General features: G+C 61.6%; 15 protein-coding genes. 2 read left to right on the forward strand and 13 right to left on the reverse strand.

Annotated elements, in window-relative coordinates; genetic code table 11:
• The first annotated feature begins 186 nt into the window (after nt 1-186).
• Nucleotides 187-1293: an ATP-binding protein gene (locus tag ACTQ40_RS04915; RefSeq protein WP_117747030.1), complete on the forward strand. Its 1107-nt coding sequence runs from the start codon at nt 187-189 to the stop codon at nt 1291-1293.
• Between the two features lie 195 nt (nt 1294-1488).
• Here ACTQ40_RS04915 and ACTQ40_RS04920 read toward each other — a convergent pair whose 3' ends face one another.
• The 11 genes from ACTQ40_RS04920 to ACTQ40_RS04970 all read right to left on the reverse strand — a co-directional run bounded on the left by ACTQ40_RS04920 (nt 1489) and on the right by ACTQ40_RS04970 (nt 13015).
• Nucleotides 1489-2133, reverse strand: coding sequence for a DUF4867 family protein (locus ACTQ40_RS04920; protein WP_441563482.1), 645 nt, complete (start codon nt 2131-2133; stop codon nt 1489-1491).
• 144 nt (nt 2134-2277) lie between these two features.
• Nucleotides 2278-2766, reverse strand: a complete 489-nt coding sequence (locus ACTQ40_RS04925) for an S-ribosylhomocysteine lyase (RefSeq protein ID WP_441563483.1) — start codon at nt 2764-2766, stop codon at nt 2278-2280.
• A 271-nt stretch (nt 2767-3037) separates the two neighbouring features.
• Nucleotides 3038-3976 carry an ROK family protein gene (locus tag ACTQ40_RS04930; protein ID WP_441563484.1) on the reverse strand — a complete coding sequence of 313 codons (939 nt, stop codon included), beginning with the start codon at nt 3974-3976 and terminating at the stop codon, nt 3038-3040.
• A gap of 26 nt (nt 3977-4002) precedes the next feature.
• Complete coding sequence (locus ACTQ40_RS04935; RefSeq protein WP_441563485.1) at nt 4003-4632, reverse strand: YczE/YyaS/YitT family protein; 630 nt, start codon at nt 4630-4632, stop codon at nt 4003-4005.
• A gap of 93 nt (nt 4633-4725) precedes the next feature.
• Nucleotides 4726-6213, reverse strand: a complete 1488-nt coding sequence (locus tag ACTQ40_RS04940; RefSeq protein WP_441563486.1) for an FGGY family carbohydrate kinase — start codon at nt 6211-6213, stop codon at nt 4726-4728.
• A 170-nt stretch (nt 6214-6383) separates the two neighbouring features.
• Complete coding sequence (locus tag ACTQ40_RS04945; protein WP_427718099.1) at nt 6384-7322, reverse strand: transketolase family protein; 939 nt, start codon at nt 7320-7322, stop codon at nt 6384-6386.
• Nucleotides 7315-8151, reverse strand: a complete 837-nt coding sequence (locus ACTQ40_RS04950) for a transketolase (RefSeq protein ID WP_427718096.1) — start codon at nt 8149-8151, stop codon at nt 7315-7317. Before ACTQ40_RS04950 ends, ACTQ40_RS04945 begins: the two co-directional genes overlap by 8 nt.
• A 2-nt stretch (nt 8152-8153) precedes the next feature.
• Entirely contained in the window at nt 8154-9554 is a 1401-nt protein-coding gene (locus ACTQ40_RS04955) for an L-fucose/L-arabinose isomerase family protein (protein ID WP_441563487.1), read from the reverse strand.
• 256 nt (nt 9555-9810) lie between these two features.
• The gene (locus ACTQ40_RS04960) at nt 9811-10821 is read right to left on the reverse strand and encodes a LacI family DNA-binding transcriptional regulator (protein WP_427793677.1); all 1011 of its coding nucleotides are present in this window, start codon (nt 10819-10821) and stop codon (nt 9811-9813) included.
• Nucleotides 10822-11040: 219 nt separating this feature from the next.
• Nucleotides 11041-12015, reverse strand: a complete 975-nt coding sequence (locus ACTQ40_RS04965) for a nucleoside hydrolase (protein WP_441563488.1) — start codon at nt 12013-12015, stop codon at nt 11041-11043.
• Between the two features lie 4 nt (nt 12016-12019).
• Nucleotides 12020-13015: a ribokinase gene (locus tag ACTQ40_RS04970; RefSeq protein ID WP_441563489.1), complete on the reverse strand. Its 996-nt coding sequence runs from the start codon at nt 13013-13015 to the stop codon at nt 12020-12022.
• A 186-nt stretch (nt 13016-13201) separates the two neighbouring features.
• On the opposite strand from ACTQ40_RS04970, the gene ACTQ40_RS04975 reads away from it, so the two are divergent.
• On the forward strand, nt 13202-15394 hold the full coding sequence (locus ACTQ40_RS04975; protein WP_441563490.1) for an acyltransferase family protein: 2193 nt from the start codon (nt 13202-13204) through the stop codon (nt 15392-15394).
• Between the two features lie 189 nt (nt 15395-15583).
• On the opposite strand, the gene ACTQ40_RS04980 is transcribed toward ACTQ40_RS04975, so the two are convergent.
• Together ACTQ40_RS04980 and ACTQ40_RS04985 are read right to left on the reverse strand one after the other, a co-directional pair.
• Nucleotides 15584-16780: an Nramp family divalent metal transporter gene (locus tag ACTQ40_RS04980; protein ID WP_427747655.1), complete on the reverse strand. Its 1197-nt coding sequence runs from the start codon at nt 16778-16780 to the stop codon at nt 15584-15586.
• A gap of 74 nt (nt 16781-16854) precedes the next feature.
• Complete coding sequence (locus ACTQ40_RS04985; RefSeq protein WP_427795580.1) at nt 16855-18699, reverse strand: magnesium transporter; 1845 nt, start codon at nt 18697-18699, stop codon at nt 16855-16857.
• Nucleotides 18700-18986 lie beyond the last annotated feature (287 nt).

Below are 18986 nucleotides of genomic sequence, written 5' to 3' on the forward strand. Positions count from 1 at the left end.
ACATGCCGGGGGCGGACCGGGACGGGTTCAACGGCAGGCCCCGCCGACCGATTGCAAGCGGTCGGCGGGGCCATTGTGGCTCTTGACAGCGGATTGGGTCATATGAGCGAAGGCGCCCTCGGGTGGCAGACCATTTGACTGAATAGGAAAGAAAGGAAAAAATAGGAAAGAAAGGAAAGGAGACTTATGACTGAAACCATCTTCTCCCCCTCATTTGGAAATCGCCCATCCTATCTCGTCGGGCGCGAAACTGTAATTTCGACATTCATATCCGGCCTTGAGCAGGAACCGGGCAATCGTGACCGAGCCATGCTCATGCTTGGACAGCGAGGCAGCGGCAAGACAGTTCTTCTGTGGGAACTTGCCGACCGCGCACGCAAGCTCGGCTTTGTTGTCGCCACGCCTACCGTAGCCTCCGAGGATATGCTCGAGCGCATTGTCGAGAAAATCCAAGAAGCAGGCAAACCTTACGTCAACAAACGCCGCCTTCCCAAACTCGCGAGCGGCAGCCTAAGTGTTTTCGGGCTCTCGGCAGGCCTCGAGTTCACACGAGACGTGCAGGAGACCAAGAGCTTTCAGTTCAAGCTCACGCAGCTCGCGCGCAAACTGACCGAGCAGGGGCACGGCATCCTCATCCTCATCGACGAGCTCCAAGCAAATTCACCCGAGATCAGACAGCTCGTCACCGCCTATCAAGAGCTGGTCGGCGAACGACTCAACGTCGCGCTCGTCATGGCGGGCCTTCCGGGAGCCGTCTGCGCAACACTCAATGACCGTGTGCTGACATTTCTCAACCGCGCTCGAAAGGTCACGCTCGAGCCACTTTCGGTCGGAGATGTCGATACCTATTACCAGCGGGCTTTCGATGAGCTCGGCCTTGATATTCCAAGCGATCTTCGCCTCCGTGCCGCTCGCGCAACCCAAGGCTCGCCCTATATGCTACAACTCATCGGCTATAACATCGCCAATCGCTGCAGGACAGGCGAACGTGCGACGCAAGGGTTAATCGACGGAGCCATCGAGGCGTCGAAAGTCGATTTCGAAAACGATGTGTGCGAAACGACGCTCGCCGCGCTGTCAGACCAAGACGTCGCGTTTCTCTCCGCAATGACTGATGACGAAGACGCTGTGTCTCGCATTTCTGATGTTGCGAAGCGCATGTCAGTCACACCCGACTATGCGCAAAAGTATCGCCGGCGCCTCATCGACGCCGGCGTTATCGAGCAGGCGCGCCGCGGCTACGTGCGCTTCGCCGTCCCCTATATGGCCGATTACCTGCGCAGCCAGCTCTAGGCAACCACCGCAAAGGGGACAGGCACCTTTGTGGTGGGTTGGGCCCGCTTGTCTCGATCTGTAACAGTTAGGCCGTCAAAACCGGGCTTGGCGTTACAGATTGAGATTGTTCGGGCGGCCCCCGTGGTTCGTCTTGATCTGTAACAGATAGAGACGATTTAGCGCGCCAACTGTTACAGATTGAGACGGAAGACCCTAGTCCACGGTGATGTCGAGGTTCTTGCCGACGAGACCTACGTAGCCGCCCTCGGCAGCCTTGGGACTATCTGCGTGGCAGAGAACCCACTTGTCGGCCTTCCAGTAGCAGTAGCTATCACCGGCCGCGGGCATGTCGGCCGCAGCCTCGGGGCGCGGACCGTTGGTGCCGGCGGGCAGCGCAACCATCACCTGGAAGCCACCGTCGTCGACCATGCACGGCGTGTAGTGCAACGTGGTGGCGTAGACCTCGACGAGCGTGCCGGCGGGCGCGCGGAACGCCTTGACCTGCGCGGTGTCGAGCTTGCCGTCGACAATCTGCTCACGCTTGGCGAGCAGCAGAATAAAGTCGCGAGCACCCAGGTTGAACTCGCTCGCGCGGTGATACTCCAAGCAGTTGAGCTTCGTGTTGTGGCCGTTGCACCAGCCCAGCTGGAACGGACGGCCGCCATACATGAGCAGGCCGAGCGCATCGGCGCCCTCGACCTGCTCCAGCTCAGGCGCGGAGGCCACGTACTTGCTGCCCTCGGGGATGGGCGTTGCGGAGAGCGCCTCGACGAGCGGGGCGGTCAGGCTGGACGGGACGTCATCCCACACGCGGCCATAGGACTTGAACTCGGGATCGTTGACAGAGTAGATATGCATGTTCACTCCTGTTCGTAAATGTGACTATACGAACATTCTAGAACAAACATGAGCGATTTTGAACGCTCGTCCAGACCACTCAACAAAAAGGCGCCCCCGCATAAGCGAAGGCGCCCAATGCGCGCGTTTTGGGCGATAAAACCCTTACGCCTGCTGATAGTGCAGGTGCTTCTCGTCGATATCGGCCAGGTCGCGGTCGAGGTAGCGGCGCGCGAGCCAGTTTGCCATGGGAAGGTTCTGGTCCAGGTAGTTGCCGCACTCCTCGGGAGCGGCTCCGGGGACATCGCCCTCAAAGTCGGCGACAAACTCAAACAACTCACGCACGAGCGGCAGGATATCCTCGCTCGTCACCTCACCAAAAACGACCAGATAAAAGCCCGTGCGGCAGCCCATGGGGCCAAAGTAGACAATGCGGCTCGACCACTCGGCATGGTTGCGAAGGAATGTCGCGCCTAGGTGCTCGATGGTGTGGCACTCTGCCGTGTTCATGACCGGCTCCTTGTTGGGCGTGGTCAGGCGCAGGTCAAAGGTGGTAACGACAGCGGCGGTCGCCGGATCGCGGTCGATGCGGCTCACATACACGCCGGGCTCAAGCAGCAAATGGTCAACGGAAAAGCTCGCGATGCGCTCCATGGCAGATCCTCTCGGTAGTCAATTTGGGACAGGGCTCTTTTAGCTGGTCGCAACAATCCCACCCATGATAGCAGTCAAAAAAGCCCCGTCCCAAATGACTACTTTGGGACGGGGCGCCGCGCAGCCGATAATATCGACCGTTCAGCATCTAGTTTTCTGACCCCTCACCTATTGATGCTGCGTCGTCCGCAATGCAGAGCGTGCGAGCAGCTCAACAGCCAAAAACCCGGCAGCAACTGTAATCGCCACCAGACCAATAGATGGCCTGCACTTACAGCACCTGCAAACAAGTTGCGACGGCACCGTAGATATTGGCGTCGTTACCCAGCTGCGCCGGGACCACGTGCGGACGAGGCATATCTTTCAGAAAACCAGTGTAGTGCGCCATGACGTCATCCATCTTACGGTCGAGCGCCTCGAACAGCGCGGGATGGCAGCTGATGCCACCACCAATCGCGAAGACTGCCGGGTCGATGACGCACTGCAGATTCACAAGCACACGATCAAACAGCTCAGCATAGGTATCCAATCCGCGCTGCACGGCGGCGACTTCGGACGCGCTCCCATGCTCCAGTAGCTCGAAGATCCGTCGGCCATCGAGGGCCTCCAGTTCAGCTTCATCCGAAATGCCAAGTTCGACTGCCACGAGATTCTGCAGGCCGTGCCATCCGCTCGAAGTCGCGAACGTATCACGATGATCAAGCGGTTCGCTTACGTTGTTGGACAGGAAGCTGAACTCGCCCGCGAAGCCGCCCGCACCTGTCAGCACCCGGCCGTCAACCACGATGCCTCCGCCGATGCCCGTACCGATTACCGCCACGCAACCCACGTCCACGCCGCGCAACGCGCCGGCAGCGTACTCGCCAAGCGCACAGCTTTTGCCGTCGTTGACAACGGTCACGGGCAGCCCCAGCCGTTCGCGCAGCGCTCGGCCAAGCGGAAACCCGTCCATGTACGGCAGCGCACCACCGCGATGGATCGTCCCGTCTGGATCGACCTCGTAACCGAAGATGCCACCTGGGGCCGAGATGCCCACGCCTACAACCTGTCCGCGATACGGCCCTACGAGTGCCGCGAGCGCGTCGACCAGCTGATCGGCCGAGATGAACGCCGTCGGAATCGAACCACGGTCACCAAACTCGTAGTTCTCATTCACAATCGCCCATTTGACGCTCGTTCCGCCGATATCAATTCCAAACAGCTGCCTCATGGCCGCTCCCCTCTCGCTCAATGCGTCTACATGCTCGCAGGCTCTTCCATAAAGGCCATGAGCCTGCGGTTGAGCAGACGACCCCAAAACGTGCAGATACCGCCCGCCAGGAGCGCGGCGGCTACGGTGCCGATACCGATGCCCACCGCAGCACCCGTACGCACAAGCCCGTAGACCAGTGAGATGCCCACACAGCTCCCGTCAAAGAAATACTTCGCCTTACCAAATTCACAGTGAAACACCTGGGAGAGCGTCTGCACCATGCCGTCGGGCGCAACGGGAACGAGCCGCGCGGAGACGATCGGCGTCACGCCGAGCGCTGTGAACGATACGGCGATGATCAGCATGACCAAGCCATCGATGAGTCCCGTTGCGGTAAATGGAAACAGCCAGATATCCAGCACGTCGATGAAAACGCTAAACAGCAGACTGACGGGTATCTGCAAGAGAATCTTGACATCCGGGTAGCGCACCAGGAGAAGCTGGGCAACCACGAATACGCAATACACGATAAACGATGCCGTACCGAGGCTCAAACCCTCGATGATATACATCAGGTACGGCACCGTACTCATGGGCGCTACACCAAGCCCCGTGCGTGCATTCATTACAACGCCGCAGCTCAGGAATAGAATCCCACATACGTAGACCATCATTCGACGCGTTGGACTCTACCGCATCACATCACTCTCTCGTTCGCATCTTCACCTATCGGCACGAATAGCGCTCCGTAACATCGCCCCAAGGCGTCACTCGTACGCAATCGTCGCCTCGACGGCGTGGCGCCAGCCGGCGATCTTTTTGGCGCGTTCGTCAGCGGGCATCGACGGCTCCACGATGCCGCGGGCGCCGTAGACATCGACGACATCGCGCGTGTACATGCCCAGCGCGATGCCGCAGGCCCAGGCCGCACCCAGGCCGCTCATCTCGTCGTTGCTCGCGATGCGGATGGGCGAGCCAACCAAGTCGCTCTCAAACTGCATCAGGTACGCGTCGCGCGTGGGACCGCCGTCAACACGAAGCTCGGCCAACGTTGCACCCGAATCCTCGACCATCGCATCGATCACGTCAAAGATCTGATAGGCGATCGACTCGTCGGCGGCCTTCACGAACTCCGCGCGACCCGTGGTGCGCGTCATGCCAAAGACGCAGCCCTCGGCGTCACTCGCCCAGTGCGGCGCGCCCAAACCGGTAAACGCCGGCACAAAGTAGACGCGGCTCGCCGGATTGGCGGCGTAACACAGGTCGGTAACTTCCTCGGGGTTATTGATGAGTTCCAGATCGTCGCGCAGCCACGTCTTGACGGCGCCGGCGTAGCTCACGTTGCCCTCGAGCACGTACTCGGTCACGCCGTCCATACGCCATGCGAGCGAGCTCGAAAGCCCGTGCGAGCTGGCGACAAACTCGTCGCCGACGTTCGGCATGACCGAGCTGCCGGTGCCATAGGTCGCTTTGGCCATGCCGCGGCTATGGCAGCCCTGCGCGAACAAGGCGGCATGGCTGTCGCCCAGCACGCCGTGAATGGGCACGGGTGCCGGCAAAAAGCCGCCCAGGTCCGTCATGCCGAACAGGCCATCGGAATCGGTCACCTGCGGCAGGCAGGCCACGTCGACGCCAAAGGCCTCGCACACCGGCTCGCTCCAGCAGCCACGGCGCAGGTCAAAGAGCTGCGTGCGGCTGGCGTTGGACCAGTCGCAGCGAAACTCCGCGCCGCCCGTGAGCGTCCAGACCACCCAGGCATCGATGGTGCCCAGACACAGCTCGCCTGCCGCGGCAGCCTCGACAGCAGCGGGAACGTTCGCGAGGATCCAAGCCATCTTGCCCGCCGGGTAGTAGGGCGAGAGCACCAGGCCCGTCGTGTCGCGCACCAGCTCGGCCACACCCTCGCGCGCGGCCAGCTTGTCGCAAAGCTCGCGGGCGCGGGCGCACTGCCACACTACGGCGTCGCACAGCGGCTCGCCCGTCGCGCGGTTCCAGGCAACGGTGGTCTCGCGCTGGTTGGAGATGCCGATGCCGGCGATGTCGGCAGGGTCGACCCCGGTCTCCTCCACCACGGCACGCGCCACGGCCAACACGTTGGCGGCAATCTCGGCCGGATCATGGCTCACCCAACCGGCCTCGTTGACAATCTGGCGATGCGAGCGATCGGCACGATGAATCAAATGGCCGCCCTCGTCCACCAGCAGTGCCTTGGTGCCCTGCGTGGATTGATCGATTCCGATGATGTATTTGCTCATGTACTCTCCCATTCCTTCCGCCAAATCAAAGACGACTGGCGGACAAGGAGCGAGCGGCCGTCAAGTGCCGCAGATTGCCGTGAAAGAGGAGCGCCGCGTACTTTGCGTACGCAAGCGACGGTTTGAACGGCAAGGTGCGGTGCTTGGCGGCCGCGCAGCGTCTGTATCTACTAGTTGCCGAGGAACTCGGCGACGGTCTGCGCAATTCCGGCACCCGTCAGGCCGTAGTGTGCGAAGACCTCGGGGCTCGTGCCGGTGATGACCGGTGCGTCGGGCAGGGAGAGGCACTTGACCGGACGCGGGCAATGCTCGCCCACCACCTGCGCGACCATAGAACCCAGGCCGCCGAAGGGGCTGTGCTCCTCGACCGTCACGACGGCGCGCGTGGCACCGGCAGCCTCAATCACGGCCTCGGCGTCAAGCGGCTTGACGCAATACATGTCGAGCACCGTTGCCGAGATGCCCTGCTCGGCCAGCAGGTCGGCAGCGTCCACGGCATGGCGGACCATCTCGCCGGTGGCGACGAGCGTCACATCGGTGCCGCGACGCACCCAGGTGGCGCGATCCATCTGGAACGGGCACTCGTCCTCTGTATACACGTCCTCGACCGGGTTGCGGCCCACGCGAATGTAGGCCGGCTTGTTGTCGGCGACCAGGGCCCGCACGAGCTCGGCGGTCTGGAAGCGGTCGCTCGGCAGATACACGCGCATGTTGGGAATCGCACTCATAGCGGCGATATCCTGCGCGGAGTGGTGGCTCATACCCAGGGCGCCGTAGGACACGCCGCCCGAGATGCCGATGAGCTTGACGTTGGTGTTGGAGTACGAGACATCAACCTTGCACTGCTCATACGAGCGCGTGGTCACAAAGGACGCCGGCGAGGCGGCCCAGGCCTTCTTTCCGCACGAAGCCATGCCGGCGGCGATGCTCACCAGGTCCTGCTCGGCAATGCCGACCTCGACGGACTGTTGGGGATACTGATCAAAGAACGGCGTGAGCGATGCGGAGCCGCGGGAGTCGGAGCATAGGACGACGATGTCCTTATCGGTCTTCGCGGCCTCGAGCAGCGTGTCGCAGATAACCTTGCGATTGGCGATCTTGTTAGCCATTGACGGCCTCCTTATGGGCAGCGAAATCGGCGATGATCTGGGCATATTCCTCATCGTTGGGCAGGTGATGGTGCCAGGCGGCCTTGTCCTCCATAACAGGCGAGCCATAGCCCTTCACCGTATTGAGGATGATGACCGTGGGCTTGCCGCAGGTCTCGGCCGCAAGCGTCAGCGCGGCGTCGATGGCCCGGACGTCGTTGCCCGGAATGGAGAGCACGTTCCAACCGAAGGCGGCCCAGCGCTCCTCCTGCGAGTCCTGCTTCATAACATCCTCGGTACTGCCGCTGATCTGCAGGCGGTTGCGGTCCACGAGTGCGCACAGGTTATCGAGCTGGTAGTTGCCGCCGCTCATGGCGCCCTCCCAGACCGATCCCTCGGCAAGTTCCCCGTCGCCCATGATGGTGTAGACGCGGTAGTCGCGGCCGTCCATCTTGCCGGCGAGCGCCATGCCCACGGCCACCGGCAGGCCGTGACCCAGCGAGCCCGAGTTCATCTCGATGCCCTTGAGCTTGTTGTTGGGGTGGCCGATGTAGGGGCTGCCGAACTTGGAGAAGCGGGCCTTGACGTCATCGAGGTCAAGATAGCCCTCGTGGCAGAGCACCGCGTAGTAGGCTTCCATGGCGTGGCCCTTGGAGAGCACGAAGCGGTCGCGGTTGGGATCGTCGACGGTCTCGGGTGAAATGTTGAGGTGGTTGGCATAGAGGGTCATGAGGGCGTCGATCACCGACATGTCACCGCCGATGTGGCCGCCAGCGCCAGCCATGATGATATCGACGCAATCGCGGCGAAGGTCCCAACGCAGGGACTCAAGCTCTTCGATAGTTGCCATTTCTACTCTCCTCGCAGGTAGGCTTTAACGTCTTCTTCGATGGGGTCGTACAGGTCGGGGGCAATGCCGAGGTACTTGCACGCCTCGTAGAGCACCGGCACCACGTTGGCGTGAATAGCGACGCAGTGGTGGATGTAGGGACCCTCGACGATTTTGGCCTCGAGGCGCTTGAGGTTGTCGACCTCGACCCATAGGTAGGTGCCCATGCCAGCCGGGCCGTCGATGCCGCGAGCGTTGCCCAGCAGCAGCGAGTACTCGCCGTTGTCGCCGTCAAAGCGGGCAAGGGTGAGATCGCCGTGCTTGGCCTCGGCCGTCAGCGCGCCGGGGTGATCGAAAGCCAGCGGATAGGTGAGCTTGGGCTTGACGGCCGCGCAGCTGCAGGGCCAGGGGCCGCAGTGCTGCAGCAGCTCGCCGTTCTCGTTATCGGGATGGCGCACAGTCCAGTCGGCGAACATGCCGCGGTGACGGCCCAGGTCGGCGGCCTCGACCATCAGTGCGGTGATGGCGCCGTGGATATCGGTCTCGCATACGATAGGAATGCCCATCTCGTTGAGGATGGCGTTGGCGGCGCAGGGCATAATGCCCAGCTCGTCCTGCAGAGCGTTCCAGCACTGAATGGCGCCGGCGTTGCAACCGTACTTCTCGACCAGGCGCTTCATGGCGATGGCAAGACCGGCGACCGCGGGAACCTTATCCTCGGGGATGCAGATCTCAAAGCTGTCGTTGATGTGGGCAAGCATGGTAGCCATGGCCTGCTCGTCGGCCTGGGCGTCGCGCACGGCCTGGACAAGCTCGGTCATGGGAATGGGCGAAAGTTGGATGTTGATCTTCTCGAGCAGCTCGCCCTCGTTGCACATGGTCGACCAGAAGTCGAACGGACGGGTGGCCATCTGCAGGATGCGGGTGTGCTTGAAGGTCTTGACCACGTTGCACACGGCCAAGAAGTCCCAAACGCCGCGCTCGAACTCGGGATCGGTCAGGCGGCAGTTGGTCATGTAGGTGAAGGGAACCTGGAAGCGGCGCAGGACCTTGCCGGTGGCGAACAGGCCGCACTGGCTATCGCGCAGGCGGGTGCCGTCGGGCTCGGGGCGCTCGTCGCGCGGGCCCCACAGCAGCACGGGTAGGCCGAGCTCGCGGGCAAGGCGAGCGCAAACGTACTCGGTGCCAAAGTTGGCGTGGCACAGCATAATGCCATCGACGCCCTCGGCGCGGAACTTCTTGACGATAGGCTCAATGTGGCTGTCGTCGAACAGCAGGCCCTCGTCATTGATGTCGTCGATATCCACGATGTCGACGCCGATCTCGCGCAGGCGATCAGCCGTCAGGCCGCGATACTTAATTGCGTCCGGCGCGCTAAAGATACTGCGGCGCGTGGGCACAAAACCGAGCTTGATCTTGTCCATGTACGTCCTCCCCTAATCACATGTTCAGTAAACAGACGCATGTTTCGTTTTGTTCTGTTTACTAAATGTTTTACTCCAGTGTTTAGAAGTTTAACGCGAAATACCCGTGGACGGTAGAGAAATCAGCCTAAACGGTATGTAAACAAACTGAACATACAAGGGCAACAAAAAGAGGGCCCCGAAGGACCCCTTATGGATGACGTTATTTTTCTGCCTTAGCGAGCTTTGCCGCCCTGCGGCCCGGCGTTGCCTTTGCCTAGATCTCACGCACGCTCTGACGCTCGACAAAATAGGTCGATACGGCTGTCTTGCAGGTATAGCTCTTGGGATTGCGAATGTTGCCCACCAGGCGGCGCACCGCGATCTCGCCCACCTCGTGCTTGGGAACGTGCACCGTGGTGAGCGGCGGGTTGGAGAAGGCGCCCAAAGACAGATCGTCAAAGCCGATAATCGAGACATCCTCGGGCACGCGAATACCGTGCTCGTTGAGCGCGCGCATGGCACCAACGGCGAGCACGTCGTTTTCGGCAAAGAAAGCCGTCGGCAGGTCGTCGCGCGAGACGCTGTCGAGCCATGCGCCCATGTCGCGATAGGCGCCCTCGAGCGTGGTGCCCAGCGTAACGCGCCATGTCGGGTTGGCCTCAAGGTCTGCGTCCTCAAGCGCTTGGCGATAGCCGCGCTCGCGATCCTTAAAGTTGCGGATGCGAAGGTCGCCTGCCAGATAGCCGATCTGCCTGTGACCTTTCTCGATGAGGTGATCCACGGCGCGCAGCACCGAGTCGGTGTTGGCAATGACCACGGCATCGAAGTACTGACGATCGCTCCAGCCATCGAGCACGATCAGGTGGGCGGCAGCGTTGGCAAACAGGGCGTAGTCTTCCTCGCCCAGCTCGGTACCCATCAGCACGATAGCGGCGGACGGATCGGCGATCAGGCCCTCGACCTGCGGACGCACGGCGTCCAAGTCGCTAAAGTCGAGCGAGACAAAGCTCGTGCTCATGCCGTGACGACGCGCCTGGCGCTCCACGCCCTCGATGACCGCGGGATGGAAGGTGCTCTCGTCCAGAATGGCGCCCGTCTTGCGCGCGAGCACAAACTGAATGCTCTCGAGCTGCGTCGACTGCTGATAGCCAAGCGATTGCGCGCACTCCAGGATGACCTTGGCGGTCTCTTCACTCACGCTGCGCTTGCGGTTGAGCGCGTTGGACACGGTCGCAGGCGAAAAACCGGTGATGCGGCTGATCTCGCGAACACTTGCTTTGGCCATTGTTCCCCCTAGCAACGGCCGTGGCGGAGCATCGCAACTTGATGACTCGACAACTAAACGACCGCAAATTCAATCTAAACAGAATAGTAAATGTTTATGAGCTAGTTTAGCCTGTTGTCAAGCGAAGTGGCACGACTATTCCCCCAACGGGCGCATTTAGTCGGTAGCTAAAAAAGCCCCGTCCCAAATTGACTACATGGGGCGGGGCACGGAAATCATTTAGCCAAGAACACGGGCCATGCGCGTCTTGAACTCGGACAGGAAGCGCGGGGCATCCACGGTCAGCGCCACAAGCGCGCTCTTGTCCGGATCGGACAGGCGATGCTCGTCGCAAATGGTGCGGCCGCGATACTCGCCCAGCAGATCAACACGCAGGTTGCAGCCGAGCGCACCCACGAGCGTGGGGTCGATCGCCACGGCGACGGCCAGCGGATCGTGCAGCGCACAACCACCCAGGTAGGGTGCGTTCATCTCGTACGAGCCAATGTAGTGCTCGACCATGCTCGCAAATGCGCAGCCCGCCATGGTGCCCGAGCCCGTCCAGCCGGCAATGTCGCGGCGTGTAAGCACCACGCGATGCGTCACATCCAGACCCACCATGGTGAGCTTGCGGCCCGAGCGCAGCACGGCATCGGCCGCTTCGGAATCGCTTGCCATGTTGGCCTCGGCGCCCGCGCTCACGTTGCCGGGCACGGTCAGGGCGCCGCCCATCACCACCACGCGGCCGATAGACATCACCGCCGTCGCATCGCGCTCCAGGGCAAGCGCCAGGTTGGAGAGCGGGCCGGTCGCTACGTAGACCAGATCGGGACCATAAGTGCGCGCGGCATCGATTAGATAATCGACCGCAGCGTTGCCATCGACCGACGTCGCCCCCACCGGCTCGTAGGGCGACGCGGGCACGCTCGCGCCGCCGATGCCGTTCTTGCCGTGGATGAGCGCGGTGGACGCCGGCGGCGTATAGGGCTCAGTCGCCTGCAGAGGACGGTCGGCACCCAGGTACACCGGCACCTCGGGACGGCCCAACAAGTCGAGCACCGCCAGGCAGTTGCGCGCCGACTGGTCGACGCGCACGTTGCCAAAACACGTGGTAATGCCCACGAGCTCAACCTCGGGGCTCGCGATGGCATAGGCAAGCGCCATCGCATCGTCCACACCCATATCCAGATCAAGGATCAGCTTCTTGGTTGCCATTGTTCTACTCCGCTTCTCCGTCTTGTACTAAATCGTCTAAATCAAACACGCGCTCAACTTCGGCGCGCGTGGGAATCGACTGCTGCGCGCCCAGGCGCGACACCGTCACTGCCGAGGCGCGAGCACCCGCGGCCATGCACTCAAAGAGTGGCAAGCCCTCCAAACGAGCCGCGGCAAGCGCACCGATAAATGTATCGCCCGCGGCCGTCGTATCGACCACCGCGCTCGAAAGCGCCGGCATGCGCAGCAGCTCGCCGTCGTCGCCGAGCGTAACCGAGCCGGCGCCGCCCAGCGTGATGACCGCGGCGCCGGCACCCTTGGCGAGCAAGGCATTGAGCGCCGCGACGCAGCTCGCATCGTCTGCAGGCAAGATGCCCGTCAGTACCTGGCACTCAGTCTCGTTGGGACAGACCAGGTCGACCGCAGGCCAGACCTCCGCAGGCAAATCGCAGGCAGGCGCTGGATTAAAGACCGTATAGAACCCCAGCTCGCGAGCGCAAACAAGCGCCTCGGCCGTCGCTGCAAGGTCACATTCGCCCTGGGCGATAAAGACGCTTCCGGCAGCCGGGGCAATCTCGCTGGCGTTGCCATCGAGCTCATCGGTCACCAGACGCCTCAGCGCGCGGGCAACGTCCTCGCCCGCAAGTGCATGGTTGGCGCCCGGCGACAGCACGATGCGGTTATCGCCCTCACAGCGAATGATGGTCGCCGTTCCCGTCTCCACGTCGTCGCGGCGCGCCACAAAGTCACAGTCCACGCCAGCATCTTGGAGCCCCGCCACGAGCGACGAGCCAAACGCGTCGCGGCCGACCGCGCCGATCATGCACGTGCGCGCACCCATGCGCGCAGCTGCTACGGCCTGGTTGGCGCCTTTGCCGCCGGCGTTGGTGATAAACCCGCTGCCGCCGACGGTCTCGCCCGCACGCGGCATGCGCTCGCACGCCACCGAAAGGTCCATGTTCATGCTGCCGAACACCGCAACGATGCCGCAATCTGCCATGGAAACCTCCTCGTCCGCGGGCTCTGCACCCGCTATCGGCCGTCAATCGTGCACTCTCGCACCTCTATAACTTTAGTTCACTTTGATGTGGACGCGCGCTTGAGCTTACGCCAGCAGCAAGCATTCACAGGAGTAGGCGGCTACAATGAAAGCGTGCTGATTATTCTCGTCATTGGATGATGTTTTATGGAACAATTCCCGCGATCGAGCTCGCGCAGCTCACGCCATGCGAGCGATCAACAAGCGCCGCACGAACGTTCGCGCACTAACCGCCAAACCACCGAGCCGCGCCGCGCTGCAGGCTCCCATCGCTCGCCCGCCAACAAGGGCGCCCGCACCGACAGCGCCGCAAAAGAACAGGCGCCCACGCGTCCCAAATCTCGCTACATCCCCGCCCTCGACGGCCTTCGCACGCTCGCCGTTGTCGCGGTGGTGCTCTATCACCTCAACCTCACGTGGGCTCAGGGCGGCCTGCTCGGCGTCACGATCTTCTTTGTGCTCTCGGGATACTTGATCACGCGCCTGCTCCTCAACGAAATCGCAAAGACCGGTCGTATCGATCTCAAGAGCTTCTGGATCCGCCGCATCCGTCGCCTGTTCCCCGCCGTGGTAACCGTCGTGGTGGTGACCTGCGCACTGTGCACTGTCTTTAACCATGTGATGCTCACCAAGATGCGCCCCGACATCCTGCCGTCGCTGCTGTTCTTTAATAACTGGTGGCAGATTATGCAGGACGTTTCGTACTTTAACGCCCTGGGCGACCCCTCTCCGCTCACGCACTTTTGGTCGCTTGCCATCGAGGAACAGTTCTATCTTATTTGGCCGCCGCTGCTGCTCGCCATGGTGTCGGTGCACATGAGCAAGCCCAACACGCGCCGCGTGGTCCTGGGCCTCGCCGCGGTATCCGCCGTCGCCATGATGGTGCTCTACAACCCCGCCACCGACCCCAGCCGCGTGTACTACGGCACCGACACCCGCGTGTTCTCGTTGCTGCTGGGCGCCTGGATGGCCTTTATCCCCGACCGCGACCTGGCGCCTGCGCGCCTTGTCCGCCATCTGGGGCTCGACCGACTGGCCGGCGCCGCCAAGCACGGCAAGTCAAAGAGCGACACCGCCGAGGCCGCCACGACAAAGCCAAGTGAGCTCGCACGCTTTTGGTCCTCCCCCGCATCCATCGATTTGATGGGCGTCGTTGGCCTGGTCAGACTCGCCGCCATGGTCGCGCTCACCAACGGCTATACCGCGTTTCAGTATCGCGGAGGCACGCTGCTGTGCTCCATCCTCACACTGATGGTTATCGCGGCATGCGTGCAGCCCCAGGGCATGGTCGCACGGGCCTTGGCCGCCGAGCCGCTCGTATGGATCGGCAAGCGCTCCTACAGCATCTACCTGTGGCATTATCCGCTGCTGCTGCTTATGAACCCGGTCGCCAACATTAACGACACGCCCTGGTGGCACTACATTTTGCAGGTGTTGTTGGTGGTCGCCGTGGCCGAGTGCTCCTATCGCTTTATCGAAACGCCGTTTAGGAAGGGCGCTTTTGGGCGCACCGTTTCCGAGCTCCGCGACGGCACCACCACGCCCGCCGGCTGGATGCGCGCACATGTCCCCACCTGCGCCGTTTGCGCCGTCGTGCTTGTTGTGGCGCTGGGCGGCCTGGTCTTTGTGCCCGACACATCCGCGCTGAGCGGCGAGGGCGCCGAAATCCTAAACAAGGAGGCCAAAAATGCAAAGCCTCAAGATCAACAGGCGGCCGACGACTCCGACAAAGACGACGACGGCTTCCCCGACGGAGCCTACGACCTGCTAATGATTGGCGACTCCGTGTCCCTGCGCGCCGTCGATGCCTTTGACGGCGTGTTCCCGCACAGCCACATCGATGCCGAAAAGGGCCGCCAGTTTGATGCGGGCCGCGCGACATTTGAGGGCTATATCCAGCAGAACCTTGCCGGCAAGATCGTGGTCTTTGCCCTGGGCACCAACGGTTTGGTAACGGACGCCCAGGTCGACGCGATCATGGCCGACGCCGGTGATCAGCGTATTGTCGTGTTTGTAAACACGCGCAGCCCGCAGCCGTGGGTCGGGTCCACGAACCAAGCCATTGCCAACGCCGCCAAGCGCTATAAAAACGTGCGTGTTATCGACTGGTACGGATACAGCACAAATCGCAACGACCTGTTCGATGGCGACGGCACGCACCTGTCGACTACCGGCGTGACCGAGTACCTTAAGCTCATCCACGATGCCGTCAAGAAGGACCTACCCGTGCACCCCGAGGACCACGTTAACGATCCGCAGCCGGCGGCTGTCAAATCCGCTGCCGAGGCACTCGTCAACGCCCTCGCCTACAAACCGCACAAGCTAGGCACCGACAAGTAACGCACAGCCAAATCTGCTTACAATCCGGCACTTGGGACCACTTCCGCGACTTACAAAGCCGCCTCTGGGCTGTTAATTCACCCCAGAGGCGGCTTTATAGCTGCACATCGGTATATAACTAGCACCCTATAGCAGACAAAAACAGGCCGCAGCCCATGGCAGCGGCCTGTTTAGAGTCCAAGAGAGGTGCTACGCGCTGTAACCCATCGCTTGCAGAACAAACATGACGACCGTCAGCACCGTAATAACGCCGATAGTCGCCCAAGTGAGCACATTCCACACACGGCCGTTGCGGTTGGCGCCCATAATGTGTCGATCGGCGGCAATAACCACCTGGAACACCAGAACCACGGGCAGCAACACGCCGTTGATGACTTGCGAGGTCATCATAATCTGGAACAGGTCGACGCCGGGCATGAGCACCAGCACGGCAGAAATGCCAATGATTGCCGTAATGATGCCGCGATAGACCGGGGCCTCGTCCCAGCTGCGATCGGCACCGCGCTCCCAGCCAAACGCCTCGCAGATAGCGCTGGATGTAACGCCCGGCAGCACGCAGGCGGCCAAGAAGCTCGCCGCGACCAGGCCCGAGGCAAACAGCACCGTGGACCACTGGCCCGCAATGGGCTCCAGCGCGCGGGCAGCGTCTGCAGCATCGCTAATCTGAATGCCCGCGGGGAACAATACCGTACCGGTCGTGATGATAATAAAACCGGCAATGACATCGGCGGCAATCGAGCCGCTCACGGTATCGATGCGCTGCAACACGATATCGTCCTCGCCCGCATTCTTATCGACCACGTTGTTCTGTGCCAGGAAAATCATCCAGGGCGCGATGGTGGTACCGATCGTCGCGACCACAAGCGACACGTAGCTGGGGTCATTTTGAATGTTGGGTACAACCAGATCGACCGCTACCTCGCCCCAACTGGGACCAGCCATAATTGCAGCGACAATGTAGGTCACAAACACGCAGCTCACCAGCAACAGAATCTTCTCGATGCGCTGGAAGCTACCCGACATGGTAAGCATCCAAACCATCAGCGCCACAAGCGGCACCGAGATGCTCGCCGGCACGCCAAAGAGGGCAAGGCCGCTCGCGATACCCGCAAACTCCGAAATGGTCACGGCTGTGTTGGCAATCAGCAGCGCCGCCATGGCCAGCACGCTCTTGCGCACGCCAAAGCGCTCGCGAATGAGCGAGGCCAGGCCCTTGCCCGTCACGCAGCCGCAACGCGCCGCGGTCTCCTGCGTCACGATGAGCAGCACGGTCATGACGGGAAGCATCCAGAGCATCTTGTAACCATAGCTGGCACCGGCGCTGGAATACGTGGCGATGCCGCCGGCGTCATTGCCCGAAAGCGCCGCCAGAAGGCCAGGGCCCATGGCACCAAAGATGGCCGCGATGGTCAGCTTTTGCTTGGTGCCCTGCTTTTGCTTGCTATTTTGCACGCGACCACCTAACCCATGACCGACATGGTGTGCAGCACCGCAGCGGCACAGTACGCCACGCACGAGATCATGACGGCAATGACGTTCATGGCGGTACCCGACGTATTGAGGTCGTGCTCGTCGCGCCAGAACAGCACCATCAGGTAAATCACAGCGCTCATGTTGCCAATCAGGCAGACGATGGCCGCGATGTTAAAGCAGCCGGTAAAGAGCTGTTCCTCAAGCATGGGCGCGTCGGGGAACGCCGTGGTGCGCACCAGCTGAGCGCACAGGTAGGTCACGAGCGACAGGATCAGGCCCATGCCCGTGCTCTGGAAGAAGAATCCCAGATACGGCTTGGGTTCATCGTCATGGCCGTCGTACTCCAGGAAGTAGTTCTTGACGAACGACACCATACGCGAGGCAGCCAGCAGCACGAGCGGCATGGCGCACATGGGGAACACCACCAGATGTGCGGAGCCCAGCGCCGTCCCCAGCACTGCCGCCATGATGCACGAGGCAATGCCCCACACGACAACCCAGTACTGGCGATGCACAAACCAGCTGAGCACATTCGTCGAGTCGTCGGACGCGCTGTCGCCCGAGCCGACGCCTGCGATCTGCAGGTCCTCCTGGTGCTCCTCGGCGATAACGTCCATGGCGTCGTCGAAGGTCACAATGCCCAAGATGTGGCGGTTCTCATCGCAGACGGGGATGGCGACCAGGTCGTACTTGGTCATCTCGTCCGTTACGTCTTCCTGGTCCTCGTCGGGCGACACATAAACCAGGTCGCGGTAGGCCAGCTGGCCCAGCGTGGCGTCGCGGTCGGCCACGATCAACGTGCGCAGCGAGAGCACGCCGGTCAGCATACCGCTCGGATCCTCGGTATAGACGTAGTAGACGCTTTCGAAATCCTCGTCGAGCTTGCGGATCGCCTCGATAGCGTCACCGACCGTCGCCGTGGCAGGCAGGGAGACAAACTCCGAGGTCATAATGCGGCCGGCAGTGTTTTCCTCATAGCCCAGCAGGTTACGAATCGCCTTCTCCTCCTGAACGCCCATCAGGCGCAGGAGCTTCTCGGCCTTCTCGTAATCGAGCTCGTCGATCAGGTCGGCGGCGTCGTCCGGGTCCATCATGGCCAGCATCGACGACGCATCCGTGTCGGACAGGCCCTCGAGCATCTCGGTCATGAGCTCGTCGTCATCGAACTCCGAGATGGCCTCGGCGGCCTGGGCGGTGTCGAGCTGCGCGAACACCTGCGCGCGCAGGCGAGGATCGAGCTGCTCGATAATGTCGGCAATGTCGGCAGGATGCAGCTCGCCGAGCGTCTTATGCGACACCGACAGCTGGATGTTCTTAGTCGATCGATCGAGCAGGTCCATGTAGGACCAGGCGATGATGTCCTCGCCGAGCGGTTTGCCCAGGTGCTTCATAAAGCCCTCGACGACGTGTTCAAGAGCGGGGCTGATTGCGCGCAGCAGACCGCGGGCACCGACTTCGGCACCCAGCAGGCGCAGCTGATTTTCGCCTGACATGGAAAACTTGATGTCGTTTACGCGCACGACCTTCATGCCCTGCGTGTCGACGATTTGTTTGTTGAGCACGTCGCGCGCGAGCAGGAGTTCGGTCGGCTGCAGGTACGAAAAACGGATTTCGGTAGCCGACGTCTTAAGGTATACGCCCGTCTCGTCGATACGGTCGACCCATTTTCGCCAGCTGATCATAAACGGCGTCTTGCCGGGACCGCGGAACGCGAGCGACGTCACGTGCGGAAAAACTTCGCCGGTAGCAATGCCAAAATCGTTCACAACGCCGAGCTTTTCGCCATCGACGTCCAAGACCGGCAGCTTGAGCATCTCACTCAGATAATTCACTGGTGCTCCCCATCATTATTCCTTCGGACCGTGGCCATGCCGGCACGCCATCCGTGGACTTTTAGATATGTATACGCATGCGCGGGCGGCACACCGCTCGGCGCTCACACCCCGTGCATGCGCAAGAAGCACCTGCAAGGGGTCATCGACTGTATGGTCGAGGTTTGGATTTCACCTGCAACCTTTCTCTTGACCCTTGTTATCCGCAGTAACTATAGCATCAGCATCGCGCCGTGACGCCAAATTTATGCTCCAAACATCGCAGGCATATCAAACGCTGACGCATC

Origin of the sequence: Collinsella sp. Sow4_D11 (assembly GCF_052116465.1) — a bacterium.
Taxonomy (GTDB): domain Bacteria; phylum Actinomycetota; class Coriobacteriia; order Coriobacteriales; family Coriobacteriaceae; genus Collinsella.

Coding starts and splice junctions, on each gene's coding strand:
- ACTQ40_RS04915 (WP_117747030.1), top strand. CDS start 187: ATGACTGAAACCATCTTCTCCCCCTCATTTGGAAATCGCCCATCCTAT.
- ACTQ40_RS04920 (WP_441563482.1), bottom strand. CDS start 2,133: ATGCATATCTACTCTGTCAACGATCCCGAGTTCAAGTCCTATGGCCGC.
- ACTQ40_RS04925 (WP_441563483.1), bottom strand. CDS start 2,766: ATGGAGCGCATCGCGAGCTTTTCCGTTGACCATTTGCTGCTTGAGCCC.
- ACTQ40_RS04930 (WP_441563484.1), bottom strand. CDS start 3,976: ATGAGGCAGCTGTTTGGAATTGATATCGGCGGAACGAGCGTCAAATGG.
- ACTQ40_RS04935 (WP_441563485.1), bottom strand. CDS start 4,632: ATGATGGTCTACGTATGTGGGATTCTATTCCTGAGCTGCGGCGTTGTA.
- ACTQ40_RS04940 (WP_441563486.1), bottom strand. CDS start 6,213: ATGAGCAAATACATCATCGGAATCGATCAATCCACGCAGGGCACCAAG.
- ACTQ40_RS04945 (WP_427718099.1), bottom strand. CDS start 7,322: ATGGCTAACAAGATCGCCAATCGCAAGGTTATCTGCGACACGCTGCTC.
- ACTQ40_RS04950 (WP_427718096.1), bottom strand. CDS start 8,151: ATGGCAACTATCGAAGAGCTTGAGTCCCTGCGTTGGGACCTTCGCCGC.
- ACTQ40_RS04955 (WP_441563487.1), bottom strand. CDS start 9,554: ATGGACAAGATCAAGCTCGGTTTTGTGCCCACGCGCCGCAGTATCTTT.
- ACTQ40_RS04960 (WP_427793677.1), bottom strand. CDS start 10,821: ATGGCCAAAGCAAGTGTTCGCGAGATCAGCCGCATCACCGGTTTTTCG.
- ACTQ40_RS04965 (WP_441563488.1), bottom strand. CDS start 12,015: ATGGCAACCAAGAAGCTGATCCTTGATCTGGATATGGGTGTGGACGAT.
- ACTQ40_RS04970 (WP_441563489.1), bottom strand. CDS start 13,015: ATGGCAGATTGCGGCATCGTTGCGGTGTTCGGCAGCATGAACATGGAC.
- ACTQ40_RS04975 (WP_441563490.1), top strand. CDS start 13,202: ATGGAACAATTCCCGCGATCGAGCTCGCGCAGCTCACGCCATGCGAGC.
- ACTQ40_RS04980 (WP_427747655.1), bottom strand. CDS start 16,780: ATGGGCCCTGGCCTTCTGGCGGCGCTTTCGGGCAATGACGCCGGCGGC.